22 protein-coding genes are annotated in these 25,134 nt (G+C 57.1%); 13 read left to right on the top strand and 9 right to left on the bottom strand.

The genetic code is table 11. The features are described from left to right. Position 1 precedes the first annotated feature (1 nt). Both AC2FLX_RS14190 and dksA read right to left on the bottom strand, forming a co-directional pair. Positions 2-1,153, bottom strand: a complete 1,152-nt coding sequence (locus AC2FLX_RS14190; protein WP_496807426.1) for an FAD-dependent monooxygenase — start codon at positions 1,151-1,153, stop codon at positions 2-4. Positions 1,154-1,224: 71 nt separating this feature from the next. Further along, positions 1,225-1,647, bottom strand: a complete 423-nt coding sequence (gene dksA, locus AC2FLX_RS14185; RefSeq protein ID WP_480750007.1) for an RNA polymerase-binding protein DksA — start codon at positions 1,645-1,647, stop codon at positions 1,225-1,227. 373 nt (positions 1,648-2,020) lie between these two features. Between dksA and AC2FLX_RS14180 the strand changes: the two genes are divergently transcribed. From AC2FLX_RS14180 to AC2FLX_RS14160, 5 genes are all read left to right on the top strand, one after another. Continuing rightward, the gene (locus AC2FLX_RS14180; protein WP_480749948.1) at positions 2,021-2,866 is read left to right on the top strand and encodes an AAA family ATPase; all 846 of its coding nucleotides are present in this window, start codon (positions 2,021-2,023) and stop codon (positions 2,864-2,866) included. A 103-nt stretch (positions 2,867-2,969) separates the two neighbouring features. Beyond that, complete coding sequence (locus AC2FLX_RS14175; protein WP_496810572.1) at positions 2,970-3,425, top strand: GNAT family N-acetyltransferase; 456 nt, start codon at positions 2,970-2,972, stop codon at positions 3,423-3,425. Further along, positions 3,422-4,789 carry a DUF2927 domain-containing protein gene (locus AC2FLX_RS14170; RefSeq protein WP_496747311.1) on the top strand — a complete coding sequence of 456 codons (1,368 nt, stop codon included), beginning with the start codon at positions 3,422-3,424 and terminating at the stop codon, positions 4,787-4,789. The genes AC2FLX_RS14175 and AC2FLX_RS14170 overlap by 4 nt, the downstream gene beginning before the upstream one ends. A 6-nt stretch (positions 4,790-4,795) precedes the next feature. Next, entirely contained in the window at positions 4,796-4,963 is a 168-nt protein-coding gene (locus AC2FLX_RS14165; RefSeq protein WP_480749945.1) for an apolipoprotein acyltransferase, read from the top strand. A gap of 4 nt (positions 4,964-4,967) precedes the next feature. Further along, on the top strand, positions 4,968-6,152 hold the full coding sequence (locus tag AC2FLX_RS14160; RefSeq protein WP_480749944.1) for a vWA domain-containing protein: 1,185 nt from the start codon (positions 4,968-4,970) through the stop codon (positions 6,150-6,152). A 14-nt stretch (positions 6,153-6,166) separates the two neighbouring features. Here AC2FLX_RS14160 and AC2FLX_RS14155 read toward each other — a convergent pair whose 3' ends face one another. Further along, entirely contained in the window at positions 6,167-7,966 is a 1,800-nt protein-coding gene (locus AC2FLX_RS14155; RefSeq protein WP_496810571.1) for a hypothetical protein, read from the bottom strand. A gap of 135 nt (positions 7,967-8,101) precedes the next feature. On the opposite strand from AC2FLX_RS14155, the gene AC2FLX_RS14150 reads away from it, so the two are divergent. Then, the gene (locus tag AC2FLX_RS14150; RefSeq protein ID WP_480749942.1) at positions 8,102-8,791 is read left to right on the top strand and encodes a M48 family metallopeptidase; all 690 of its coding nucleotides are present in this window, start codon (positions 8,102-8,104) and stop codon (positions 8,789-8,791) included. A gap of 15 nt (positions 8,792-8,806) precedes the next feature. On the opposite strand, the gene AC2FLX_RS14145 is transcribed toward AC2FLX_RS14150, so the two are convergent. The 5 genes from AC2FLX_RS14145 to AC2FLX_RS14125 all read right to left on the bottom strand — a co-directional run bounded on the left by AC2FLX_RS14145 (position 8,807) and on the right by AC2FLX_RS14125 (position 14,118). After that, complete coding sequence (locus AC2FLX_RS14145) at positions 8,807-9,355, bottom strand: RSP_2648 family PIN domain-containing protein (RefSeq protein WP_480749941.1); 549 nt, start codon at positions 9,353-9,355, stop codon at positions 8,807-8,809. Continuing rightward, entirely contained in the window at positions 9,352-10,563 is a 1,212-nt protein-coding gene (locus tag AC2FLX_RS14140; protein ID WP_480749940.1) for an RSP_2647 family RNA methyltransferase, read from the bottom strand. Before AC2FLX_RS14140 ends, AC2FLX_RS14145 begins: the two co-directional genes overlap by 4 nt. A 46-nt stretch (positions 10,564-10,609) precedes the next feature. Continuing rightward, positions 10,610-10,891 carry a hypothetical protein gene (locus AC2FLX_RS14135; RefSeq protein WP_480749939.1) on the bottom strand — a complete coding sequence of 94 codons (282 nt, stop codon included), beginning with the start codon at positions 10,889-10,891 and terminating at the stop codon, positions 10,610-10,612. Then, positions 10,866-13,670, bottom strand: a complete 2,805-nt coding sequence (locus AC2FLX_RS14130) for a [protein-PII] uridylyltransferase family protein (protein ID WP_496810570.1) — start codon at positions 13,668-13,670, stop codon at positions 10,866-10,868. The genes AC2FLX_RS14135 and AC2FLX_RS14130 overlap by 26 nt, the downstream gene beginning before the upstream one ends. Positions 13,671-13,734: 64 nt before the next feature. Continuing rightward, positions 13,735-14,118, bottom strand: a complete 384-nt coding sequence (locus AC2FLX_RS14125; RefSeq protein WP_496810569.1) for a DUF4440 domain-containing protein — start codon at positions 14,116-14,118, stop codon at positions 13,735-13,737. 47 nt (positions 14,119-14,165) lie between these two features. On the opposite strand from AC2FLX_RS14125, the gene AC2FLX_RS14120 reads away from it, so the two are divergent. After that, complete coding sequence (locus AC2FLX_RS14120) at positions 14,166-14,624, top strand: YbaK/EbsC family protein (RefSeq protein WP_496810591.1); 459 nt, start codon at positions 14,166-14,168, stop codon at positions 14,622-14,624. 30 nt (positions 14,625-14,654) lie between these two features. On the opposite strand, the gene AC2FLX_RS14115 is transcribed toward AC2FLX_RS14120, so the two are convergent. Then, positions 14,655-15,083, bottom strand: coding sequence for an Lrp/AsnC family transcriptional regulator (locus AC2FLX_RS14115; RefSeq protein ID WP_480749935.1), 429 nt, complete (start codon positions 15,081-15,083; stop codon positions 14,655-14,657). An 86-nt stretch (positions 15,084-15,169) separates the two neighbouring features. On the opposite strand from AC2FLX_RS14115, the gene rocF reads away from it, so the two are divergent. The 6 genes from rocF (at position 15,170) to AC2FLX_RS14085 (ending at position 24,936) form a co-directional block, all read left to right on the top strand. Continuing rightward, positions 15,170-16,090: an arginase gene (rocF, locus tag AC2FLX_RS14110; RefSeq protein ID WP_496810568.1), complete on the top strand. Its 921-nt coding sequence runs from the start codon at positions 15,170-15,172 to the stop codon at positions 16,088-16,090. After that, positions 16,090-17,010 carry a citrulline utilization hydrolase CtlX gene (ctlX, locus tag AC2FLX_RS14105; protein ID WP_496810567.1) on the top strand — a complete coding sequence of 307 codons (921 nt, stop codon included), beginning with the start codon at positions 16,090-16,092 and terminating at the stop codon, positions 17,008-17,010. The genes rocF and ctlX overlap by 1 nt, the downstream gene beginning before the upstream one ends. Before the next feature lie 6 nt (positions 17,011-17,016). Continuing rightward, complete coding sequence (gene ocd, locus AC2FLX_RS14100; RefSeq protein ID WP_480749932.1) at positions 17,017-18,063, top strand: ornithine cyclodeaminase; 1,047 nt, start codon at positions 17,017-17,019, stop codon at positions 18,061-18,063. Positions 18,064-18,221: 158 nt separating this feature from the next. Continuing rightward, the gene (locus AC2FLX_RS14095; protein ID WP_496810566.1) at positions 18,222-19,853 is read left to right on the top strand and encodes a S8 family serine peptidase; all 1,632 of its coding nucleotides are present in this window, start codon (positions 18,222-18,224) and stop codon (positions 19,851-19,853) included. Positions 19,854-19,862: 9 nt separating this feature from the next. Then, positions 19,863-21,698, top strand: coding sequence for a S1 family peptidase (locus AC2FLX_RS14090; RefSeq protein ID WP_496810565.1), 1,836 nt, complete (start codon positions 19,863-19,865; stop codon positions 21,696-21,698). Next, positions 21,688-24,936 (top strand): ATP-binding protein, encoded by a 3,249-nt coding sequence (locus AC2FLX_RS14085; RefSeq protein ID WP_496810564.1) that lies wholly within the window; start codon positions 21,688-21,690, stop codon positions 24,934-24,936. Before AC2FLX_RS14090 ends, AC2FLX_RS14085 begins: the two co-directional genes overlap by 11 nt. The last annotated feature ends 198 nt before the right edge of the window (positions 24,937-25,134 follow it).

Below are 25,134 nucleotides of genomic sequence, written 5' to 3'. Positions count from 1 at the left end.
ATCAGGCGGTCACGTCATAGTCGTAGATCCACTCGTAACGACGGCTGAGCCTCGGCCCAATTGTTGCCAATGCCAATTGCGCAGCCAAACGTAGTGGCCCGCGAAGATGGAAATTTCGCGCATTATTTGCCGCCGCCGCGACCACTTTTTGTGCACGTTTCACTCTTGCGTCCTCGTACGTCGCGAGAGCTTGCGGGATACTGCTTGCGCTTTCGAACGATCGAGCCAGAACCCATGCGTCTTCCAGGGCCAGACACGCGCCTTGCGCCATGAATGGAAGCGTTGGATGCGCGGCATCGCCCAAAATAGCCATATATTCGTTATGCCAACGGGACGCGACGGGGCGCAGGAAAAGAGCCCAAAGGAACGTATCCTGCACCTCGCTCAGGATCTCGGCAACTTCACCGCCGAAGTCATGGAACCGGGCACGCAGATCATCCGGGTCACCCTTCCGACGCCACCCCTCCTCGCGCCAGTCGGAACGCTCTTCGACAGCCACAATGTTCATCAATGCATGATTTCGCAAGGGATACAAAACGACGTGGCGACCCGGTCCTATTGTGAGGCTGGCGTTCGTCTGCTTGGGTTTCTCACTCCAGGGGATTGTCGCGCGCCAGGCAACCTGATGCGTGAATTCCGGCGCTTCCTGTTCGTTCAACTCGGCCCGTAATCGGCTGCGGCCACCATCGGCAGCTATGACGCAATCAGTCGCGAGTTGTTCGCCGTCATCCAATTCGATTGTTGCGCCGTCCCCATCAGGCCGCGTCGCCACGACCGTTTTCCCAAGATTGATCTGGACCCCGTACCGAATAGCCGTTTCGTACAGCAAGCCGATCAGGTCGGCGCGATGAAAGTAATAGGTAGGCCCGATGCGCGGCACAGGCAATTTGGCGATGCGACGTCCGGTTCGATAATCTCGCACGACGGTACCGCTGGAGCACAGTCCGGCTCGCGGCGCATCGTCTATGATGCCAAGGGCACGCAGGACCACAATGCCGTTCGCACTGATCTGCAGCCCGGCCCCGACCTCGGCGATCTCCGGCGCCTGTTCGAGGATCCGAACCAAAGCGCCACGTTTTCGCAGCGCGATAGCGGCGGCAAGGCCTCCGATACCGCCCCCCACCACGCAAATTCTTAATCCAGTGATATCCATTCCGTTGGCATAACGAAAAAACGCCGAAGCGAAAGGCCCCGGCGTTCAATTCATCAAAGATGACTCAGCGATCAATCGTCGCGGTGAACTTTTTCGCGCCGTTCGTGCCGTTCCTGTGCTTCCAAAGTCATGGTCGCGATCGGGCGTGCATCCAACCGCTTGAGCGAGATCGGGTCACCGGTTACTTCGCAATAGCCATATTCGCCCTCGTCGATCCGACGCAGCGCGGCTTCGATTTTGGCGACAAGTTTTCGCTGGCGGTCGCGGGTGCGTAATTCCAACGCGCGATCCGTCTCCTCGCTGGCGCGGTCGGCAACGTCGGGAATATTGCGCGTATTTCCCTGAAGTCCTTCAATCGTGTCGCGGCTTCCCGCCAATAGTTCACTTTTCCAATTCAACAGCTTACGACGAAAATACTCAAGCTGGCGATCATTCATGAAAGGCTCATCTTCGGCCGGACGATAGTCCTCCGGCAGAAAAACTTCCTGTTTCATATCTGCTCCCTCGGCATGGCCGGACGCGTCGGTCATTGTTGCTTCACCTGACAATCGGCTCTCTCCTACTGCGGTGCGTTTATCCGACGGAACGAGGAATGTCACTACACAAACGCCGCGAAATCCGACCCGAATATCAACTTGTCTAATTATGAGACATCTTGCAGAAGAACCTTGTTTTTCTGTGATCTTTGTCTGGCATTTCTGCGGCACCATAGCTGAAGGCAAAGCGCTGTGCGCCGAATCAAGATCCCTTCGGTTACTGGCCAATGAGCGATCCATGCGACCCGGCGTCGGACTTGTAAATCGCCGCACCCGCGAGTAACCCGATGGCATCACCTATTGCTCTGATCAGCCGATTGACGAGAGATTCATGACCACACGTTTTCAAGGTACCGCTGAATATGTGGCGACCGATGACCTGAACATCGCCGTGAATGCCGCCGTAACACTGGAACGCCCCCTGTTGGTCAAGGGTGAACCTGGAACCGGCAAAACCGAATTGGCCAAACAAGTGGCTGGCGCGCTTGGGCTAAAGATGATCGAGTGGAATATCAAATCCACGACGCGGGCACAGCAAGGCCTGTACGAGTACGACGCGGTGAGTCGTCTCAGAGACAGCCAACTGGGCGAAGAGAAAGTTCACGACGTCAGCAATTATATCAAACGCGGCAAGCTGTGGCAGGCGTTCGATGCCGACGAGAAGGTGGTTTTGCTGATCGACGAAATCGACAAGGCCGATATCGAGTTCCCCAATGATCTGTTGCAGGAACTCGACAAGATGGAGTTCCACGTCTACGAGACCGGCGCGACGGTTCGGGCCAAGCATCGGCCCGTCGTGATCATCACGTCCAACAACGAAAAAGAATTGCCGGACGCCTTTCTGCGGCGTTGCTTCTTTCATTACATCCGGTTTCCCGACGAACCGACGATGCGCCGGATTGTCGAAGTTCATCATCCTGGTATTAAGGAAGCCTTGCTCACAACAGCGCTAACCCAATTTTATGAAATCAGGGAAACGTCAGGCTTGAAAAAGAAACCGTCGACGTCAGAAGTGCTTGATTGGTTAAAACTGCTTCTGGCCGAGGATCTGAGCGCTGAAGACCTGAAACGCGATGGGGCCAATGCTCTGCCGAAACTGCATGGGGCGCTGTTGAAGAATGAACAAGATGTTCATCTTTTCGAGCGCTTGGCCTTTATGGCCAGAAGACAACGCTAGACGGAGTTCGCAATATATGTACCCCTGCCCGCTTGCCTTGGCCGGAGCAGGATGCGACCATGCTATGCGATGAGACCAGTGCAGGCTGGCCAAAACCGGGGATATGAGCGTGACCAGTGAACTCCTGATCAGGGAATTGCGCCCAACGGACCGCTCCGAATGGGCCGAGATGTGGCAGGACTATCTGGTGTTCTACGAAACTTCGGCGACGGATGACATCTATGAAAGCACGTTTGCGCGGCTGCTGGGGGACAATCCTCAGGATTTCTCATGCTTCGTGGCCGAGCTTGATGGGCGACTCGTGGGACTCACTCATTACCTGTTTCACCGACACGCTTGGAAGATTGAAAACACTTGTTATCTGCAAGACCTGTATTCCCGCCCCGAAGCTCGTGGACGCGGAGTTGGTCGTGCTCTGATCGAGGCGGTCTATGCCGAGGCTGATCGGCAGGGCGCGCCGTCGGTCTATTGGCTGACGCAGGAGTTCAACGAAACTGCACGCAGGTTATATGATCGCGTCGGCAAACTAACCCCGTTCGTCCGGTACAACCGCCAATGATACGTTTCGCCGCCCTGATATTGTCTACGATCCTTGCCGGATGCAGCACCTTTCCCCCGCAAGAAACCGCCACACGCTCGCAGATAGCTAGCAGTGTTCTGCCGCCGATGAAAAGCTTTACGACCGCGCACCCGAAAGCACCAACGCGGTCGAACGCCAATATTGCGGCAGATTTCCTTTCGTTGCATTTCGAGTTGGAAAGCGGACGCGAACTCCCCGTTTTCACGCGCTTTGAAACGCCAATCACGGTACGCGTCACCGGGTCGCCGCCTCCGACCATGACTGCCGATCTGGACCGTTTGCTGACACGGTTGCGCAGCGAAGCCAGAATCGACATTCACCGCACATTCGAAAGCAACGCGAACATTACAATCGAAGCGGTCAGCCGCGACCAGATCCACCGCGCGCTTCCTCAGGCCGCCTGTTTCGTTGTTCCCAATGTCTCAAGCCTGGCAGAATACCGCCGCGACCGGCGCAGCCCCAAGACCAACTGGTCAACCCTGACAAAACGGGAGCGGCTGGGCATCTTCATTCCCTATGACGTCAGTCCGCAAGAGGTCCGAGACTGCCTGCACGAAGAACTGGCGCAGGCATTAGGGCCACTCAACGATCTCTATAGATTGCCGGATTCAGTCTTTAATGACGATAATGTACATACCGTTCTGACCGGGTTCGACATGCTTGTTCTGCGCGCGACCTATTCACCTGAATTGCGCAGTGGCATGGGGCGCGGACAAGTGGCGTCGGTTCTGCCGGGGCTGCTGAGCCGTCTCAATCCGAACGGCGATTTCGTTCGTTCCGCAACATATTTCGAAACCCCTCGCAGTTGGATCGAGGCCGTACAGATTTCTTTGGGACCAAACGCCGATCCATCGCAGCGCCGCCGGGCCGCAAATCGTGCTGCCGTGATCGCCGAGCAATCTGGATGGAACGATCAGCGCCGCGCCTTCCCGCATTACCTTATCGGGCGGATGATCCAATTGGATGACCCCGAGCAAGCGCAGCTTCATTATGGTACTGCACTACATTTTCTATCTCAAACACCGGACACGGAGTTGCACCGTGCCTATGTCGCGGCCCAGACTGCGGCATACGCGATCTCGCAGGGCGATGGCACCACGGCCCTGCGCCAGATCAACCCCAGCATCGACGTGACCGCCCGCGCCGAGAATGCAGCAATGATGGCCACTCTGATGATGCTCAAGGCCGAGGCGCTGGATCTGACCGGCAAACCGGATCAGGCCCGCAACCTGAGGCTGGACAGCATTGGATGGGCGCGCTACGGGTTCGGCTCGGATTGGGAGGTTCGCTCGGTGATGGAAGACATCGCACTCTTGAACCCTCGCAAAAGATTGGGCGGATAAGAACAGATGATCGTTTTGGCTTTGGCCGCATTGGGGGCAATCGTGGGTGGTCTGACTGCCCGTAGACGCAACGGTAGCCGGGCGGATATTGCCCAATATGCCGCCGGATACGCAATTGCGTTTGCATTGGTGGGAATGGTCGCCACTTTGCTGGCCCACAGGTTCATGGTTTGACGCGATGTTCCTGCCTTTCTTCGAAAATCTCAGGAAAGCAAGCGTTCCCGTATCGCTGCGCGAATATCTGACCTTTCTCGAAGGAATGAAGCGGGGATTGGCTACCTACGACATCGAGGCATTCTATTACCTTGCCCGTGTTTCGATGGTGAAGGATGAACGCAACATCGACAAGTTCGACCGCGCCTTTGCCGCGAGCTTCAAGGGGTTAGAGGAGATCGGATTCGAACGGGTGTTGGAAGCCGTCAACATCCCTGCAGACTGGTTGGAAAAGATGGCCGAGAAACATCTGACCGATGAGGAAAAAGCCGAAATCGACGCTCTTGGCGGCTTTGAAAAGCTGATGGAGACACTGCGCGAACGGCTCAAGGAACAACAAGGCCGACATCAGGGTGGTAACAAATGGATCGGCACTGCCGGTACCTCGCCTTTTGGCGCCTATGGTTACAATCCCGAAGGGGTACGGATCGGCCAAAAGGAAAGCCGTCATCAACGCGCAGTCAAGGTCTGGGACAAGCGCGAGTTCCGTAATCTGGACGACACAGTCGAGTTGGGCACCCGCAACATCAAGGTGGCGCTCAAACGTCTGCGTCGTTGGGTTCGAGAGGGCGCCGCGATGGAACTTGACCTTGACGGAACCATCCGCGCCACTGCAGAGCACGGCTATCTCGACGTCAAGGAACGGCCCGAGCGTCACAACGCGGTCAAGGTGATCCTTTTCCTGGATGTGGGAGGATCAATGGACTCGCATATCAAGGTCGTCGAAGAACTGTTCTCGGCGGCGCGCGCCGAATTCAAGCATCTGGAATACTACTATTTCCACAACTGCCTTTATGAAGGCGTCTGGCGCGACAATCGTCGCCGTTGGGACGCACAGACACCTACGCACGAGGTTCTGCGCACTTATGGGCCTGACTACAAATGCATCTTCGTGGGAGATGCATCAATGTCACCCTATGAAATAGCTTACCCCGGTGGCGCCAACGAACACTGGAACCCCGAGGCCGGACAAATCTGGTTGCAACGCGCCCGCGAGCAGTGGGCGTCGAACCTGTGGATCAATCCAGTCCCCGAGAAATACTGGGACTATACCCATTCCATTGGCATGATCCGAGAAATCTTTGATGACCGCATGGTCCCGATGACGCTGGCCGGGTTGGAACAGGGCATGCGCGGTCTAACCCGCTGATTGCGACCAGAACCTTATTGATCGATCCTCAGACTTTCCAGCAACGACGGAACACCTGATCCACTTTCGGGCAGTTCGACATCCAGAAGCACTTCTCGCTTGGCCGGTATCTCGCCTTGACGCCCGGAAAACAGCACAAGCCGATGCGGGCGATGCGTCGTTTCCAGATAGAGTGTTGTCGGCTGGCTGTTCTGGAAATTGCCACTTACCATTTCAGCATCGAGCCGGAACTCGACCTGATAATTGTTCTGCACGGTCTCACTCAATCTGCGCGCCTGTTCTTCAGTCATGGGAATTTCGGAAACCTGCGGGAAAAACGTGTTTCTCATACCGAAACCGATCGGCAGCGACTGATAATTCTGATTTTGAACGCTAAAACTTTGTACTGGCAGAACCTTCCTGACAGGGTCGTAGGTGCCGACCTGAAGGGCCCCGCTGAAAGTCATCATTGTCGGCCCTCGGGTTTCACCGAATTCGGTCAAGACCTGTGCAGCGGTTTTTTTCGGTTGTACGCCACTATTCACATAAGTCTGCGCCAGATATTCCGCGACAGCATCACTGTCCGTCAATGTGCCGATCGCGCGCACGAAATCCTCGCCGAAGGATACCGGACGCAAGAGAAATTCTGCGACCTGATCCGCCATTGTCTGACGGTCAGCCAAAGCCGGGGTGTAGTCGAACAGTATTTGAGACAGTCCCGGATCGGCAAACAGCGCGATTTGTTCGAGTTCCGTATCGCGCACGTGATGGCGGTTGGAAGCATAATGTTCCAGCGACGGCGGAACGTTTGGCGTTATCCGGGCAAAAACTGCCAGATAGAGACGATTGTCATTGCGCTGCCGCAGATAGTTGTCCAGTTGTCGCGCCTGCTCCACGCTTGCAACAAGTTCGTTCGGCAAGACGATGCCATCAAAGGCATTCGACACTTGCATGTTTCTCCAGCGTGGCGCGTTGTAGCCGCGTAGTTGTTCGCCATTCAATGGGAACGACCCAGTGTTAAAATCATACTCCCCAAGTTGAATCGCAGCCACATGGTAAACGTTGATCGGGCCGGTTTGACGACGTGTATCCAGCCCCTGCGCCAATTGGGTGCGCACCCGGTTGGCCAGATCCCGGCGCTCGAATACGGACCATTGATGTGCCTGTTTACCGGCAAGCAGCCCCTGGAATTGCTGGTATTCCACCGGCGTCAGCATACGTTCCGCGATCTCAACGGCCAGTTCGTCGTTTTGAAGGAATTCAGGGTGCTCGGCATAAGCACGAGCAGCCAATACGCGGGACCAGATATCGTCGTTATTGAGCGGCAGGTATCCTCGAACCGACTTCACCGGTCCAAAAACTCCTGCAAATTGCTCTATCGCCAATCCCGGCTTGATTTCGGGCTCCGCGAATCCTGCCGTTTTTGGCTGTTCGACTTCAGACGCAGTTTGCGCAACCGTCTCCTCAGTTGATTCCTCCGGTTTGTCTTCAACAGTTGGATCGAGTAGCCAGCCATTGTCGCGCTGCACAGTGAATGAGTATTGAACACCACGGTCCTCGCCTGACACCGCCAGTTCTTCAACATCCGGACAGCTTTGCGCCAAGCCTTTTGCCATCTGTGATACCATCCGATTCACTGGAGAACGGTCTTCGGCGAAGAGTGCCGTTGCTGGGCCTTCCAGTTTGAATTCGGGTGGTTCTGAACAGTCTATCGATGATGGTGCTGATAACGTCAGCGCACCTTCCGAAATTTCAATGCGATCCTGTGCCTGCGCGATTGTCGCAGACAATGCTAATACAGAAAGAGCACACCCGCCCCTGTGCCAAACATTCATAACCATTTCCCCAAACAAATCGCTTTCATCGATTGTGCGGCCACGTCTTTGATTGTCAAGAATTTGGAGCTTTTCAAATTCCGGACGTCAAAAGTACGCCTTGCCGGGATTGTCCGCCTGCCCCATATCTAGGTCATGCTTAGAGTAACCCCGATCCTGCTGGCCTTGCTATATGCCATCGTGATGTACCGAATTTCTGTTTGGCGAACGCATCGGGAGCTTGATGCCAAATCGACCGAGCTTGCCGATCCGGTTCTGAAACGGATGACCGATCGGTTGGCCGCCGCCCTCGATCTGGCCCGGATACCTGTCTATATATATGAGATCGACCCGGTAAATGGTCTCGCGGCCCCGGACGGGCGGATATTCATAACCCGTGGATTCTACCGCAAGTTTCGCAACGGAGACGTGTCGGCAGAGGAAATGGCCTCTGTCATCGCGCATGAGTTGGGTCACGTCGCCTTGGGTCATGCTAGGCGTCGAATGATTGATTTTTCGGGTCAGAATGCCCTGCGAACCGTACTGATCATTTTCCTGAATAGATTCGTACCGCTGATTGGCGTCTGGATCGCAAATGCCTTGACCTCTTTGCTGGCCTCTCGCTTGTCGCGGGCGGATGAGTACGAGGCAGACGAGTATGCCGCCGCGTTGCTGACCAAGGCCGGGATCGGAATCGAGGCACAGAAATCCTTGTTTCGAAAGCTGGAAGACCTGACACAAAAGCGCGCGGGTGTGACGCCCGCCTGGTTGATGAGCCACCCAAAAACCGGCGAACGTATTGCCGCGCTGGAAAAACTTGAACAGCGCTGGAAGACAATAAGCTGAGCGTCGAACCCGAAGTTAATAAGGCGCCACAAGCGCCTTACCCAGTTTTGGCAGCCGGGCCTTCTTCATCAAGTTACGCAAGGTCCATTGGTTGCCGGAAAGACGGTTGGCTTCGGTCAGAACACGATCAGCAACCTGTGACAACCCGCTGGGATCATCGCGCCAGAAGCCATGCAACAGCGCGTCCGGGTCAATCCTGTCCAAACCTTCTTCGGCAAGAATGTGCTTTGGAAAATCTCGCGCGTTCAGGGTGATGATGACATCCGCAGCTCCTGAGACAGCGACGGCCAGAACATGAATATCGGCTGCATCCGGCAGCCAAAGCCGCTTTTCCACACCAGGCGCAGGCGGCAGTTCGGAATTGGGCCAGTTTGCACGGGTCAAAGCGATTTCCGCGCGCGCCTGTGCCTCGCCTTCTGCGCCGAGTTTGCGCGACGCGCGAGCCCATTCCTCGAGAATTCGTGCGGACCATAGCGGCGTGAAATGACCGAGTCTGGCGGCTCCCAGAAGCATCTCGCGCATAACCGTGGGATAGATCACGCAGGTGTCAAGAACGGCCCTCACAGCCGGAAAAAAACCGCTTTGAGATAGCCGCTTTCGGCAAGTTGTGGCATCTGCGGATGATCTGGCCCCGCAAAGCCCGTATGGATGAGCTGTGCCTGCCGCCCTGCCCGTCCGATCCCACGCGCCGACGCATCTCGGAAGCGCCCCAGATCGGCTGCATGCGAACAAGAGCAGAGACCCAGATATCCACCCGGCTTGACCAGCGGCGCAGCCAGCCGCGCAACACGTTCGTAAGCGCGCAAACCGGCATCAAGCGCTTGTTTCGACGGCGCAAAGGCAGGTGGGTCGCAAATCACGACGTCGAATTGCGCGCCTTCTTCACCCAATGCGGTCAGAACTTCGAATGCATCGCCCTGCCGCGTTGCGAACCTGTCTCCGAACCCTGAGGCTCCGGCACCGGCACTGGCCAGTTCCAATGCCGCAGCGGAACCGTCAACGGACAATGCCTGCGCGGCACCACCAGCCAGCATTGCATGGGCAAAACCGCCGACGTGGCTGAACACATCCAGAACCTGTGCCTCAGCGTGTACAAGCCGCGCGGCAAAGGCGTGGTTCAGACGCTGATCGTAGAACAGGCCGGTTTTCTGACCACCTGTCAGGTCGGCCATATAGATGGCCCCGTTCATGGGAACGGGCAACGTTTTGTCCGGCGTATCTCCACGCAGGGTCACACTGACGTCATCTAATCCTTCAAGCGCCCGCGTCCGCCCCGATGCGTTCTTGAGCACAGTCGTGACCCCGGTCACCTTCACCAGAGCGTCGACAAAAAGATCCAGATGACATTCCGCCCAAGCGGCGTTGGGCTGGATCACGCAAACTTCGCCAAAACGATCGATGATCACGCCGGGAAAACCGTCTGCTTCGGCATGGACCAGACGATAATATGGCGCATCGAACAAGCGTTCGCGCAAGGCCAGCGCGTAACTCAGCCGCGCCTCGAACCACGCCGGATCCAGCACCGCGTCGATGTTGCGGTCCAGCACCCGGCACATGATCTTGGAGTTTGGGTTGACCGCAACCAGCGCGATCGGATCCCGCTTGTCATCTTCCAGTACCGCGAGCGATCCCGCCGCAATCTTTCGAGTTCGCCGGTCTGTCACGATGTCGTTGACATAGACCCAAGGAAACCCGTGCCGAACTCCTCGGGCGTTGGCCTTGGGCTTGAGACGGATTCGTGGTCGAATGATGTTTGTCTGCGGCGCTGTCATGTGCGCCCTCATAATTCGCTTGCACGCGCTGGGGAAGCCCCCTTTGTCAGCCATGTCCGCGCGGACGCGACTTCCAACCGCCGCGGCGCTTTGGAGCTTTTGCTGCGCTCAAACCGTCGCTGAGGACCTCGGTCATCGGGTGTTCCGGCGCCTGGGGAGAATACACCGCATGAAGTTCGCGCAAAACCTGAAGCTGATCAAATTCAGCTGGCAGACTGAGTGCCCAATCCAGAAATATGCTACGACATTCGGGTAACGTGATTCCTTCAATGCGATAGGCCTCGCGAATTAGCCCCTTCGGGTCATTCGGATCGTTGCTGCTGGGCATCCATACTCTCTCCGATTGCGGTCTCGATCAGCAACGCCGCCGACCCATAACTTTGCTCCAGCGCAGCCTCAAGGTCTTCGATCCGCTCGAACCCGGTGGACCGGCACAGGAAGGCCGCTCCGCCCTCGCCGATCTTGTCGGTATCGATCGCATTTCCAGAAAGCAGGCGTGTCGCGGTCTGCACAGACCAACATAAGTCATAGTTGCTTTTCAGAGACTGGGCATCTGCGACACCAAGCAGACCGGCAGCGACCGCACCGTCAAGGCCGGCCTGAACATCCCTCTCCGTTCTCCCTGCCAGTAGTGCTCCGGTTTCAGCTACCAACTCGATGTCAAGCAAACGACCTGCCCCTGTCTTGGCGTCCCAGATCCCGGTAGGCGATTTCGCTTCGGCAAGACGCGTTCTCATCTCGGCAACCTCGTGCAGGGCTTTTTGCCGGTCCTTCGGCTGACATATCAGACTGGACCGGAAATCTTCGATATCCCGACACAGACTGTATTCCCCTGTAACGACTCGCGCGCGGGTCAGCGCCAGATGCTCCCATACCCACGCATCTTTCTGCTGGTAGTTCTTGAAACTTGTTAGACTTGTCGCCACCGGCCCTTGATTTCCCGATGGGCGCAAGCGCATGTCGACCTCGTACAACCGGCCCTGCGACATCGGCGCCGACAGGGCGGTGATGAGCGCCTGTGTAAGCCGAGCATAGTATGTTCGAGTTGCCAGTGGACGTCGTCCATCTGAAAAATCCTGATCCTGCGGATCATATATGACGATCATGTCGAGATCGGATTGCGAATGGATACGCCTTGCCCCAAGCGACCCCATGCCCAACACCGCAAGGCCGCGCCCTGGTGCGGGACCGTGTTTGGCCTCGAATTGAGTCATGACGAATGGCAGTATTGCAGAGATCACCGCATCCGCCAGATCGGCATACTGGCGCCCTGCCGTCGCGCCATCGATCAGACCACGAAGATGGTGGACACCGATTCTGAAATGCCATTCCTTGCACCAGCGGCGCGCCATGTCGAGCTGGGTTTCATAGTCATCTTCCGCCGTCAGCGCCGCGACCAGCTCAGATTGCAAGGCAGTCTTGCCCGGCCAGTCTGCAAAAAAATCTCCACCGATCACCGCATCAAAAACGGAAGAGTTGCGAGACAAATGCCCCGCCAAGGCATGCGATGTGCCAACGATATCGACCAAAAGGTCGATGAGTTGCGGATTGGCGTCAAACAGGGAAAAGAGCTGCACCCCAGCCGGCAGACCCGACAGAAATCCGTCTAACGCCACAAGCGCCTCGTCAGGCCGAGCCGTCTTTGACAGGCGGTTCAGAATCTCAGGTTTCAGTTTTTCGAAGATTCGAGCGCCCCGCTGCGACCGGAGTGCCGGATAGGTTGGCCAGCGCGCCAGAACATTTGAATCGAACTGAAAAGTATCCACAGGCGCAGGCACAGCACCGGACCCAGGGGCGAAAAACCCTTCGGTCAACTCGTGCACTTCGGTCAGCCCTTGCGTCAAATGCTTGACCAGATCGCTGCGATTTATCCCCATCAGACAGGCGATCCGTTCTATCCCGTCTTCGGATTGGGGGACCTTATGTGTCTGCGCGTCGTGAACCATCTGAATTCGATGCTCCACTTCGCGATGAGCCCGGTAATGACCCGTCAGTTTGTAGGCCACGTCCTGTGGTATCCATTCTTTGACCGCCAACGCTGCCAACCCGTCAACCGTTCCGCGCACCCTGAGGTCGCGGTCGCGTCCGCCGGCAATCAATTGCCGTGTCTGAGTGAAGAACTCTATTTCGCGTATGCCACCCCGCCCGAGTTTCATGTCGTGGCCGGGAATAGAGAACGCACCGCCTGTTCCCTTGTTTTCGCGAATTCTCAAACGCATGTCGTGGGCATCCTGAATGGCCGCAAAATCCAGATGCCGCCTCCAGACAAAGGGACGCAAAGCTTCCAGAAACCGTTCTCCGGCGGCAACGTCGCCTGCGCATGGGCGCGCCTTGATATATGCGGCGCGCTCCCAGGTTCGGCCAAGGCTTTCATAATACCGTTCTGCCGCCTCCATCGCGATGCACACCGGTGTGACCGCGGGATCTGGCCGCAACCTCAAGTCGGTTCTGAAGACATAGCCATCAGCGGTTTTCTCGCTCAAAACCGCGCAAAAATTCCGTGTCGCCCTCACCATACTCTGCCGGGCATCGAAAAAATCATCAGGTTCAAACCGGGTTTCGTCAAAAAGCACGATCAGGTCGATGTCAGAGCTGTAATTCAATTCATACGCGCCCATCTTTCCCATCGCCAGAATGGTCATACCCGCCGCAGATTCAATATCATCTTCGGTCATGCCGGGCAGTTTCTTGCGCCGAATCAATGCCGCAATCTCGGCCTTGGCGGCCACATCGGCAGCTAATGCACCAAAATTGGTCAATGCCGCGGTGACTTTTTCGAGCGACCATGCACCCGACAGATCGGCCAGAGCTGTCAGAAGAGCCAGCCTGCGCTTGGCCTGCCGTAATCCGCCCTTCAACTGATCAGGAGGCAAGGTACGAACACCCTGAAAAATCTTTGCTAAAGCCGCGTCGGGGGTTGCCAACGCCGGCGCAATCCATTCGACCTCGCGATCGATAAGGCCCTTGAGATATGGGCTTGTCCCGGCAGCGCCTGCGATCAAATCTCCCTGTTCGGGTGTAAGCTCGGGTATGGAAGCGCGCGCTTCGGCCCCGAGTGAAGGGTCGAACGGACGTGGCAAGCGGGTAATGGCAAGTGTATCGGTCATAGGCGCAGGTTGTGCACCCGGTCGCGATCAGGTCAATGGGACAAACGATCCAGATTTAGGTCAATCAAACGACAGGCGTGTCTTGGCTAAAAGTGTTGATCCATTTCCCGGCTCGCCGTTCCCACAAGGAAGAGATCAGCATGACCTCCGCCGTAGCATTTCCGGGTCTCCGATAGTCAGCACGATAAGACAACAAAACTGCATCACCGATCAGTATTCGCAAGCGAACAGCGCTCAGGTGAAATTCAGCCATTGTTGGTGCTTCAGCGAACTGCCCGACGTGTTCGTCCCTTGTTGCGAACCCAGTCGGGTAGACCCCGGTGAAGTCGTCACTGAGCAGCGCCCGATCTGATGTGGCATCGCCCTCGACCAATGCTTGCCAAACCTTCTTTTCCAGCGACAGGATATGGTCCACAATCGGGCCCGAGCGTATTTCGCGACTTTCCATTGACGCAGAATGCGCAGTGAACGTTCCACGGTCAACCGGGGCAAACCATTAGCAAAAGCCTAAAACGTGTCCGAGTAGCCTTGGAACAGGCTGGCTTGCCAGTCGAAATCCGCGAGACCGACAACGCCCGCACTGCGCAAGACGCTGCAAACGCAGTGGGCTGTGCGTTGGATCAAATTGTCAAATCGATCGTGTTCCAAGGCGAACGCTCCGGAGACACCCTTCTGTTTCTGACCGCCGGAGGAAACTCGGTCAGCCCGGAAAATGCTGCCGGTGAGGCACTTGAAAAGGCCGACGCCGCTTTGGTTCGCGCTCAAACCGGGTTTGCAATTGGCGGCGTGGCCCCTGTCGGACACCTGTCCCCGATCCGGGCGTTTTTCGATCCTCGCTTGACAGGTTTCGACGTGGTCTGGGCTGCTGCCGGAACACCGCGTCATGTCTTTCCGATTTCACCTCAAGACCTGCTTCGGATAAGCAAAGCTGAACGGGCATATTTTACTGCATAATATTGCAATCAGTTTCGCTTTTTAACCCGTTCAGACTCGTCCTTTCCGGGTTGAGAGCAACAAGTTCGTCTCTGACCGCGTCACGCCATCCATACGCCGGATAAAGAAGATGACCTCATCCAGTTCCTCAAGTGTTTGAGTGCCAATCTCGGCGATCAGATCCCAGGTGCCATTTGTCGAATGCACGGTCCGCACTTGCCGCATTGCAGATATTCGAGACATGATACGTTCGGTTCCGCGCCCCTCGATCCCCAGCATCATCAACCCGCGTACCGGGCTTTGTGCTACGTCCCGACGGGTGAGAACAGTGAACCCCACGATTTCTCCGGTTTGCTTAAGCTTTTGCATCCGGCTTCGAATCGTTGTGCGTGTCACACCCAGCTGTTCAGCCAGTTCCGATAGCGAAGCGCGGGCATCCCGATGCAGCGCGTTCAGAAGCCGGCTATCCAGATCGTCCATTTTGATATTCCGTTATGAGTGGATTGGTTCCATTTTGAGCATTTTGCTCTCTTCCGGCAAGACCGCTTCGGGAACAATATCAGGGCATGAAAAACAACGATCTACTTCTCATTGGCGTCCCCATGGACGCGGGTAAGCGGCGTCAGGGCTGCCGGATGGGACCCGATGCCTATCGCGTTGCCGGTATGATGCAGGCACTTTCAGATTTGGGTCACCGAGTTATCGACCAGGGCGATATCCGACCTGATCCCGTGGATATGCCCGAGCATAAGCACCTGTTCGCTCTGCCGGAATGCGTGGGCTGGGCTCGATCCCTGTCACGCACTGCACAAGATGCCGCAGGCCGAGGTATTCCAGTCTTCATGGGTGGGGACCATGCTTTGTCAATGGGAACCGTCGCGGGAATGGCCGCGCATGCAAAGGCTACGGAACGCCCGCTTTTTGTATTATGGCTTGACGCCCACAGCGACTTTCACACTCCGGACAGCACTGGAAGCGGCAACCTGCACGGCACTCCCGTCGCGTATTTCACCGGTCAACCGGGGTTCGAAGCCTTCCCTGCCCTCGCGGCGCCCGTTCCAACAGACCGGGTCGGGATGATTGGGTTGCGTTCGGTCGATCCGCACGAACGTGCGGCGCTGGAGAGAGACGATGCATTTCTTGTTGACATGCGCAGCATCGACGAGAATGGCATCAAGGTGCCGTTGATGGCGTTCCTGGACCGCGTGCGCGACGCCAACGGCATCCTGCACGTGTCGCTGGATGTGGATTTCCTGGAACCCACCATCGCGCCCGCCGTGGGCACCACAGTTCCCGGCGGTGCCACCGAGCGAGAGGCCCATTTGGTTATGGAACTGCTGCACGAAAGCGGGCTGGTCTGTTCGCTTGATCTGGTGGAGCTGAACCCGTTCCTCGATGAGCGTGGACGCACTGCGAAACTGATGGTCGATCTGGCCGCCTCGCTGATGGGGCGCCGCATCTTCGACCGCCCGACACGGAGCTTCTGATGCTGTCCCTGCAAGCCCCTTCCGCCGTGGTGATGATCCGGCCGCATGCCTTTGCCTCGAACCCCGAGACGCGCGACGACAACGCGTTCCAGACGCTAGCCAACCGCTCTGCCGCCGCCACCTCGGCCGCCGCGCGGGATGAGCATGACCGCGCCGTGGAACAACTGCGCGAGGCCGGTGTGACCGTGCATGTCTTTGACGATCACGGCGATCGCGACACGCCCGACAGCGTATTTCCCAACAACTGGTTCTCGACCCATCCGGGTGGGCATGTGGCGATCTATCCGATGTTCGTGCCGTCGCGGCGGCGCGAGCGGCGCGCGGACGTGATCGAAATGCTGAAACAGGACTACCGGGTTCAGGACGTGATCGACTATTCCGGGCTGGAACAGGACGATCTGGCGCTGGAGGGCACCGGGGCCATGGTACTGGATCACGTGGGCCGCATTGCCTATACGGTCAAATCCCACCGCGCCGATCCGGTGCTGCTGGAGCGGTTCTGCACCCATTTCAACTATGAACCCATCGCGTTCGAGGCGCGCGACGCGCAGAGCCGCGACGTCTATCACACCAACGTCCTGATGGGGATCGGCACCAACTATGCGATGATCTGTCTGGACATGATCACCGATCCCAAGCGGCGCGCGACGATCTGCACCCGGCTGGAAGAGACCGGGCGCAAAGTCATCGACCTAACACATGATCAGATCACGGAGTTTGCCGGAAACACAATCGAGCTGACCGGGCACGACGGGCTGGTTCTGGCGCTTTCATCGCGCGCGCTTGCCGCGCTGACGCCGGATCAGATCGCCATCATCGAGGCCAGCGCCACGCCGCTGCCCCTCTCGGTTCCCACCATCGAAACCGCCGGCGGATCGGTCCGCTGCATGATCGCCGGCATCCACCTTGCCCGCCGATAGGAGTGCGTGATGCAACCTTCTGACAAAGCCCTCGTACCCTTTGTATCCGTCGACAACATGATGCGGCTGATCCATCACATCGGCGTCGAACAGATGATCTCTGAAATTGCCGATCAGATCGAATCTGATTTCAAACGGTGGGAAAGTTTCGACAAAACTCCGCGAATCCCGGCCCATTCACCACATGGGGTGATCGAGCTGATGCCCACCTCGGATGGCGAGGCTTATGGGTTCAAATATGTCAACGGCCACCCCAAAAACACGTCCGAGGGGTTGCAGACGGTAACCGCCTTTGGCCTGCTGGCTGACGTTTATACTGGCTATCCAATCCTTCTGACCGAAATGACCATGCTGACCGCGCTAAGAACGGCGGCCACCTCGGCCCTTGTGGGCAAGTATTTGGCACCCGAAGGCGCTACAACAATGGCCATGATCGGCAACGGAGCGCAGTCCGAGTTCCAGTGCCTTGCCTTCAAGGCCTTGTGCGGTATCGACACGGTTCGTCTTTATGACACCGACGCGAACGCAACCGCCAAATGTGCAGCCAATCTGGCTGGCAAAGGGCTGACTGTGGTGAGTTGCAAGACAGCAGAAGAGGCCATAGAGGGCGCGCAAGTTATCACGACCTGCACCGCCGACAAGAAATACGCCACGATCCTGACCGACAACATGGTCGGCCCCGGTGTGCACATCAATGCCATCGGTGGCGACTGCCCCGGCAAGACGGAACTGCACCGCGATATCCTTCTGCGCTCGAAGATTTTCGTGGAGTACCCCGAACAAACCAGGATCGAAGGGGAAATACAGGCCCTTGAACCCGACCACCCAGTTACCGAGATGTGGCAGGTGATGACAGGCCAGGCACAAGGGCGTCATGATGACCGGCAGATCACCCTGTTCGACAGTGTGGGATTTGCTATCGAGGATTTCTCGGCCCTTCGTTATATCAAAGGTGCTATTGGTGGCACGAATTTCTATGAACCACTGGACATGCTGGCCGACCCTGACGATCCACGTGATCTGTTCGGGATGCTGATGCGGGCAAAAAGCTAAAGGTCGAACAATCTCGTTTTTTTTGCGCCGGGCAAGATTCCTTGCCCGGTCTTCTGTTTTAACGTCTTCCAAGCATTCATCCGCGCAGGGTGAAATGAAGGGAAATCTGTGTTATCGTAACCCGTACTGATTGTTTCATTTCGATACCGGATATTACCATGCAGGAACTTCTGGAAACGCTTCGCGCGCAGGCATCGGACGTCGGCGCACCTCTTGTTGTTGAATTGGTCTTTTTGGAAGAAACCAATTCGAAAGACGTGGAAAAACTGATTGAGCAATCGGTGCCAGGATCCAACTCAATCGTGGAAACCGCGTTTGGTAGTGACAGGGATCAGTTCTTTTTTGCCGAGTTTCCAAACACCGATGTAACAGGACGGGAAACAACTGCCTTTGCATTTGCTCGCCACTTGCGAAGTGCCTTGGATGCGGTCGAAGCAAATCCGGTTCTGCCCGAAAGCCTATATGGCGCTGTCTCGGTAGGTGCGGTTACCACGGAGGCCGGGTTGTTCTCGTGCTCAACACCGCGCAGCAGCGCGCAAACGTTCGGTTGGGTGCATAAACTGGTCCGTACGCCGCTGGCCTGGCAACACAGCCGTGGGGCGGGTTCGACGGTTGCAGTGATCGATACCGGGTATTCCACGCACGGAGAGCTTGAAGGCGTGTTGGATCTGACCCACCAGATTAATTTTGTTGAAGGCGGCACCGATGCGTCTGATCGTTTCAGCGACAGTCTGCTGCAACATCCCGGACATGGCACTTTGGTCATGTCGGTTGTCGCATCGCGCGGGGGCGCAGACATGAACGGCAGAACCAGCGGCCCGGGCGCAATCACAGGCTCAGCCCCGGACGCGATGGTGATGCCTATCCGAGCAATCAGGTCTGTCATCAATTTCGAACAGCGAACCCTGCCCAGAGCGATTGCACACGCCATCAACAATGGTGCAGATGTCATCGTCATGGCGCAAGGGGGGCCGATGCGTGTCGCTTCTACCGAACGGGCTCTGCGGTTGGCGGTGGAGCGCGGGCTGGTGGTGATCTGCGCTGCAGGGAATTGCTGGCCCGACGTGATCTTTCCGGCAGCCTATTCGGATTTCGGGCTGGCCACGGCGATGGCCGCTGTGGGTCCGGATCTGAGGCCTTGGGCGCGGACCGGTCGCGGACCGCAAGTAACGCTGTCCGCCCCGGGCGAGCATGTGTGGGGAGCAGCCAAGAACAAGGCGATCGATCACGACTGGGGCATCAAAGCGGCGCAAGGCACGACACTCGCCACCTCTTTGGCCGGAGGTGTCGCAGCGCTTTGGGTCGCGCGGCACGGTGGCCGAGCCACGCTGCGAGCAAAAGCGGCAGCGGCTGGAACCACTGTTCAGTCGATGTGGGTGGCTTGCGTCACGAATGACCTCAGCAAGCCATCTGTCTGGAACGGAGCCACGGATCTTGGCGCGGGTGTTATTGATGCAAAAACGGCTTTGGATGCTTCTTTGCCGCAGTCGGCTACTGGCCACGAGGCTGTTGCGGAAGCTGAACTGGGCAAAGCTGGTGTGGAATCCAGCGCGAATGTGCTTTTGACACAGCTCGTCAACTCGGACCCAACGGCTGCGGCCGAGTTTACAACTGAGCTCGCAGACTATGCCTCGGAAATGCTGTGGCTGCGCTATCGCGCCGGCGCCCGCAAACGCGCGGAAGTGATGCTGGGCGAGGAGAGCACTGCTGGAGGCGACGACATCGGCAAAGAATTGAAGGATGCACTATCCGGCAAGCCTGCACTTACGGCTGCCATCGGTGCGGGCTGAGTTATATCCATGGCTGGAACGGAAACACTGACGGCCGTCCAACTGCAACCCTTGATGCAGGAACACCCGAACATGGTGAACCAAACCGTGGAGGAAGTGTTCCAGTCGGCAGGTCACATTGGGGATATCGACACGTTTCGGATGGTGGCCCAATCGATGCCTGGAACGGCAGTGGCCGGTTTGATCGTCGGACGTCTGGTAGACAAGAAGCTGATGAGCCGGTTCATTGCCGCCCTACGCAGTCGAGGGCTGGAGCCACTTCCACTGGCCGACGATCCGGCGGATCAAGTGGAGCACGTCCCGATCAACGGGGCCAGCCTGGCCCCTGCTGACGCTGATGATCTGGACATCGACCGTATCGGCGAATTCGCCAGCGGCGCCAAGGCGTTTCGGTGCCGGGTTCTGAAACACGATCAGGTTCTCGGAAGTGGCGCACTCATTTCGCCGAGACTAATCCTCACTTCGGCCCATGTTGTGGGTGCCTTCGTGCCGGATGCAGCAAGCGAGTTCGATTTGGACACGATCTCGGACGTCAGCGTACTGCTGTCCGATGGCAGTGAACACAAAGCCCGACCGGTCTGGGTTGCGCCCTGCCTCGACAGTGAGAAGAACGGTGTGCTTCCGGGCGATGGAGATGCCACTACGATGTGCGATGCGGTTCTGCTGCGCATACGTTCACCGCTTGGCCGCACTCTCGGACACATGTCATTGCCGAACGCGTTGCCAAATTGGGTGGGTACGGAAAGTTTTGTTCTGATTCATTTCCCGGAGGGCGCCGAAAAAGGGATTGCAGTGGGAAAACTCCGGCGAGATAGGCTGGACGAACCGCGCCACCTTCACAGTATCAAAACGCATGGCGGGTCTTCCGGTGGAGCCGGATTTGACCGCCAGTTCAATTTTGTCGGCCTGCATCAGGGGCGATGGAACAATGTCCGCCGACTGGTGCCCTTTCAGCATTTTGCCGCCAATGACGATTTCTGCGCGCAGATCAAGCTGGATTGCCCGCCACGCAGACTTTGGTCACTCAGCGATGATCTGGATGGTCACTTTGTGATCGGGCGAAACAATTTCTTTGACGCACTGACCGCGATTCTGGACAGGCAAGACAAGAACCTTCGTGGCGTTTGGATCAAACGCACAAAGATCGCCGAGAGGCAGGGGTTGAATTTCAGCCATACTCTGCTTGATCGTTTTCTGGAGATCCATGGTGCCCGACATCGCATCGTCAGGATGCAGCCTGGATATGAACAAGGTGATCTGACCGCCAGCCTCAACCGCCGAGCATTGGGCGGAAGCGCATCAATAGCAGCCCAGCCCGGCGTCGCAGCAGACGAAACAACCGGCACCGCGCATGAAGACGACAGAATCCGCACTGTCGTCTCCGAGCTGAGCAAGATCGCCACGGAAAGGAACGAGACCGTTTGGCTTTACTTTGACAATCCCGACAGCGGGTTGATCGACCGCACCCGATATCAACTGGAACACTTGATTGAAGAAGTTCTGGATACTCCGAACTTGCGGCTGATCCTGGCCGGTTTCGAAACCTATGATTTGCGTGCCCGCACCATAACTAATCTGGACAATGTGGAAGTCGATCCGCGACCGAAGCTATTTGTCGACTATATCCGCCCGTTCCTGCGAAAAGACGTCAAAGACTGCGTTGGTCTGATGGTCAGGGCATTGGCGTTGAAATGGACACCTGATGTGTGCGGGCACATCGTTGACCTTGCCTTGCAGGGAATTCCGGCGGAAATGAACCGCTTTGCTATCGCCAATCTTCCGCTCGTCGCCGAACGGTTGCGCACAGAGGCGAGAAAAGACATTGGAGTTCATGATGCAGGCTGATCCGCGAACTCGTGACGTACTGGAAAAGCTGCGATGGGTCGCGGCGGTGTCAGGTGCATTCAACCCGGTTTCAACCTTGTTGAAGATCGGCGGCAACGAACTGGTGGCCGATACGAACCGAATGCTGGATATCGTTAGCCTCTTACGCCCGGATTGCACGGTGGAGCGGGACGAGTCTCAGGATCTCTGGACCATGCGCAACAGCGTTCGCCGCGAAGTACTGTCCAAACCCTCACCTTTTGCGCCCAGTAGCGAATATGCCAAATCCCCAACCGATGTGGAGCTAGCCCTGACAGGCGCGGCCCAATACTCGCCCGAGGCGATCTCTGATCTGATCGTCAAAGCCGACAACCCGCAACCGTTGCTGGACCTGATTAAAGTGTTGGATCGGAGCGGACCGCAAGCGCCGGGTTATTCACAGGTGGCTGCCTTGCGAGGGACAGTCAACAAGTTGCTTCAGGTACAAGCCAATGAGCAGGCCCTATCAGGTGGTTTTTTCGGCCGCGAAGATGAATTAGGCAAGATTGATAGCTGGATGGCCTCGCCCGACCGCTGGGCAACAAGGGAAGACCACCCAAGTCGAAAGACCGCAGTGAAACTACGCACGTTGCATATTTCAGGCCTGCCCGGAATTGGGAAATCCTATCTTTTGGAGCGTGTCATACAGATGGCTCGCCAACGTGACATGGTCATTCTGCGACTGGATTTCGACCGGTCTTCGCTGAATGTGCAGGACGATCACGCCCTTTTCGACGAGATATCCCGTCAAATCGGAAACGGCCTGCCATATACTGCTAAGCAACTGCGCGAGGCGCGGTTCGAACGGGCCGAAACGCTGGCAGACACCGAGAACCTTTCTCGACGCGGACGGTCTCGGGAGATCATGCAGGCCATCCGAAGCGCCCTGTCCAGCTTTGACGGTACGATCCTTATCCTGCTCGATACATTGGAGGTCTTGCGCCAGCGAGCTGATTCCCGTGTCGTCCGCCTGTTTGAACATCTCGATCGACTGGCCGAATTCGCTGCGTGCCCGATTTGTGTGATCTCAGCCGGGCGCAAGGAATCCATCGTCCCCGCGCAATCCCGGGTCGACAGAGACAGCATCGATTTGACGGGGCTCGAAGATCCGGTGGCTGACAGCATGCTGGAACAACGTGGCGTCGACGCGGCCCAACGGGCTCCGATCCTGGAACTTGCGCAAGGAATTCCCCTGCGCCTGGTCCTCGCCAGCAAGTCTCTGAAAATGGGAGCACGACCTGACCTGCACGTGCCGGCGAATACCAGCGGCGCGCAGATCGAAGGCTATCTTTATCGCGCCATTCTCAGTCGGGTGCCGCGTACTTTGCGTGAAGTGGCACTCAAGGGTTTGGTCTTGCAGCGGATAAATGTGGGCGCCTTGCGCGAAGTAGTCGCCCCTGCACTTGGATTTGAGCTAAGCAAGAAAGAAGCCGAAGACATTCTAAAAGAGCTGGGCCGCCACCATTGGCTGGTACGGAGAGAGGGGTCATGGATTCTGCATCGTAGCGATCTCCGGGCGGCCACTCTGAAACTGATTTATGAAGAATTCCCGGACACCTCACGCGAGATCGATCAAAAAGCCGCGGAATGGTTCAAGGGGATAAATCCGGTTGCTGCGCTCTATCACCGGCTTCAGATGTGCCGAGAACCGAAAGTGGACATACCGCAGATTGGCCGCGCTTTGGCTGAAGAGTTCGACGACCATATGCTTGCCGAGTTGCCCGCGCGTGCAAGTGACGCAATCCGTCAGGCAAAACAGGAACGATCGGATTTCGGACGACAGGACCAGGTTCTGCCCGAAGCGGACGACCATCTGGAACCGGAAGATTTCGCCCTGAATCTCGAACAAGAGCTCGGAAGAGATTTCTGGAGCGGCGTCGCTTCCTCGCCTCTGGATGCCAGACACGTGCAGCCGCAACTTGCGTTCGATCCTCAACAAATGCGGTCGACATATGTGAAACCCATTGATGCCGACCTGACTTATCCAGTGGACGATCGCGCGATCAAGGATGTCGAAATCATGCTGGAGAAAGGCGAATTGCGTGAAATACCCGGTATCATGCAAAGCGCTTTTCCCGAACGTTATGAACTGGCCAGCGACGCTGGGTTGATCACGATGGCCTATGCATGGCGCAGCGGACAGTGGACGCTGGCGAGCCAGATCCTTGGCGCTTTGCCGATGCCGTTTTTTCACGACGCGCTAAAAAGAGTCAGCCCGCCCATGACACGCCTTCTATTGGAAGTATGGGCTGAGTTCAGATTTGAGAAATGCTTGGATTGGTTACAGTCGGAGGACCGGTACGAGGTGCTGGGCAAGTGCGCGAACATGCGGCAGGCTTCGATGCTGACAGGGTGCGCGCTGGATTTCATGCTGTTGTCTGTACGGGAAACCGCCGCCTTCCCATGGATTATCGACGAAACACGCGCCTTGATATTTCCGTTCGTTGCCGGCGGCAACGAAGAACTGGCCTGGCGCACACTTGATCGTGCCGACCGACTGCGCGCCAATCTGGGCGTGCAGCAAAATCTGGCCTCCAGTAATGGTATAGAACCTGAAACCCAAGGGCGCAGAGTTGCGCCGCTCAATCCCTATGCCACGCCACTGGTCGAATTTGTCCGGCTCGACCAAATGTTTGACCGTGGTGGTGCGCGCCTTCAGAACGAGCTTGCGCGCCTGAGAGAGTTGTTCGGAGAGATCGGGGACTTAGTCGCGCCGGAACTGCAAGGGCTCAACAACATCGCTTCCGGGCTATCCTCCTACGCCTCGGACACGGCAGAGGCACTGGCAAATGCGGGGCTGGCAGCGGAAACACTCGGTGGTTACGCCTTCTTCCGTCCTGACCGTGATCTGCCTGCGCTCGCCGACGCGGCGGAACGGTGGCGGCGAAACGTGAATGGCCTTTGGTCCTATGCCTCGCTCCCACCCGAAGATTGGGTTTCGGACATCCCTGCCGATCACCAAGCCGTTGCTTTGACAGAGCATTTGGGGACACCGGATCGTGCCGAAGCGCTGTTGTGGCTGCTTGCCCCACGCGACCGGTACGGTGCGCAAGCTCGGCGCAGATTGCGACGGCCCTACCTTAACGCGTTTGCCAAACGGAGCCACGGACGGACAGAGGTTCTAAAACTTCTGCAAAAAGATGAACTGCCCCTCGTTCAGGCTGCAACACTAGCGGTGCTCGTCCTGCACGAGGTACCTCCAGAAACCATTTTCCGTTGACTTCTTTCATCCAAGGAGACTTGAAATGCCCAACCGCGCTGAAGAGGAAAGCCTGAACCGTCTGGAGGGGCTGAGGACCCGTTGGAATTTCGACAAGATCAAGCAGGCCATCAACGATGGGTCTCCGGTCTTGAAAGAGTTGGGGCTGGTTGCAGAAAGCACAGCAATAGAGATGATTGACAGCACGCCGCCGCAACT

This window comes from Ruegeria sp. YKSF57 (assembly GCF_059612585.1).
The sequence above is the reverse complement of the archived record's forward strand: the minus strand, read 5'-3'. Positions and strand labels throughout refer to the sequence as shown.

Bases quoted from the DNA above. Each gene is read 5' to 3' on its own strand.
- AC2FLX_RS14135 (WP_480749939.1), bottom strand. From the start codon at position 10,891: ATGCCCAGCAGCAACGATCCGAATGACCCGAAGGGGCTAATTCGCGAG.
- AC2FLX_RS14130 (WP_496810570.1), bottom strand. From the start codon at position 13,670: ATGACCGATACACTTGCCATTACCCGCTTGCCACGTCCGTTCGACCCT.
- AC2FLX_RS14190 (WP_496807426.1), bottom strand. From the start codon at position 1,153: ATGGATATCACTGGATTAAGAATTTGCGTGGTGGGGGGCGGTATCGGA.
- AC2FLX_RS14085 (WP_496810564.1), top strand. From the start codon at position 21,688: ATGCAGGCTGATCCGCGAACTCGTGACGTACTGGAAAAGCTGCGATGG.
- AC2FLX_RS14140 (WP_480749940.1), bottom strand. From the start codon at position 10,563: ATGACAGCGCCGCAGACAAACATCATTCGACCACGAATCCGTCTCAAG.
- AC2FLX_RS14090 (WP_496810565.1), top strand. From the start codon at position 19,863: ATGGCTGGAACGGAAACACTGACGGCCGTCCAACTGCAACCCTTGATG.
- AC2FLX_RS14160 (WP_480749944.1), top strand. From the start codon at position 4,968: ATGTTCCTGCCTTTCTTCGAAAATCTCAGGAAAGCAAGCGTTCCCGTA.
- AC2FLX_RS14155 (WP_496810571.1), bottom strand. From the start codon at position 7,966: ATGAATGTTTGGCACAGGGGCGGGTGTGCTCTTTCTGTATTAGCATTG.
- dksA (WP_480750007.1), bottom strand. From the start codon at position 1,647: ATGAAACAGGAAGTTTTTCTGCCGGAGGACTATCGTCCGGCCGAAGAT.
- AC2FLX_RS14150 (WP_480749942.1), top strand. From the start codon at position 8,102: ATGCTTAGAGTAACCCCGATCCTGCTGGCCTTGCTATATGCCATCGTG.
- AC2FLX_RS14115 (WP_480749935.1), bottom strand. From the start codon at position 15,083: ATGGACGATCTGGATAGCCGGCTTCTGAACGCGCTGCATCGGGATGCC.
- AC2FLX_RS14170 (WP_496747311.1), top strand. From the start codon at position 3,422: ATGATACGTTTCGCCGCCCTGATATTGTCTACGATCCTTGCCGGATGC.
- AC2FLX_RS14180 (WP_480749948.1), top strand. From the start codon at position 2,021: ATGACCACACGTTTTCAAGGTACCGCTGAATATGTGGCGACCGATGAC.
- ctlX (WP_496810567.1), top strand. From the start codon at position 16,090: ATGCTGTCCCTGCAAGCCCCTTCCGCCGTGGTGATGATCCGGCCGCAT.
- AC2FLX_RS14175 (WP_496810572.1), top strand. From the start codon at position 2,970: ATGAGCGTGACCAGTGAACTCCTGATCAGGGAATTGCGCCCAACGGAC.
- rocF (WP_496810568.1), top strand. From the start codon at position 15,170: ATGAAAAACAACGATCTACTTCTCATTGGCGTCCCCATGGACGCGGGT.
- AC2FLX_RS14125 (WP_496810569.1), bottom strand. From the start codon at position 14,118: ATGGAAAGTCGCGAAATACGCTCGGGCCCGATTGTGGACCATATCCTG.
- AC2FLX_RS14165 (WP_480749945.1), top strand. From the start codon at position 4,796: ATGATCGTTTTGGCTTTGGCCGCATTGGGGGCAATCGTGGGTGGTCTG.
- AC2FLX_RS14095 (WP_496810566.1), top strand. From the start codon at position 18,222: ATGCAGGAACTTCTGGAAACGCTTCGCGCGCAGGCATCGGACGTCGGC.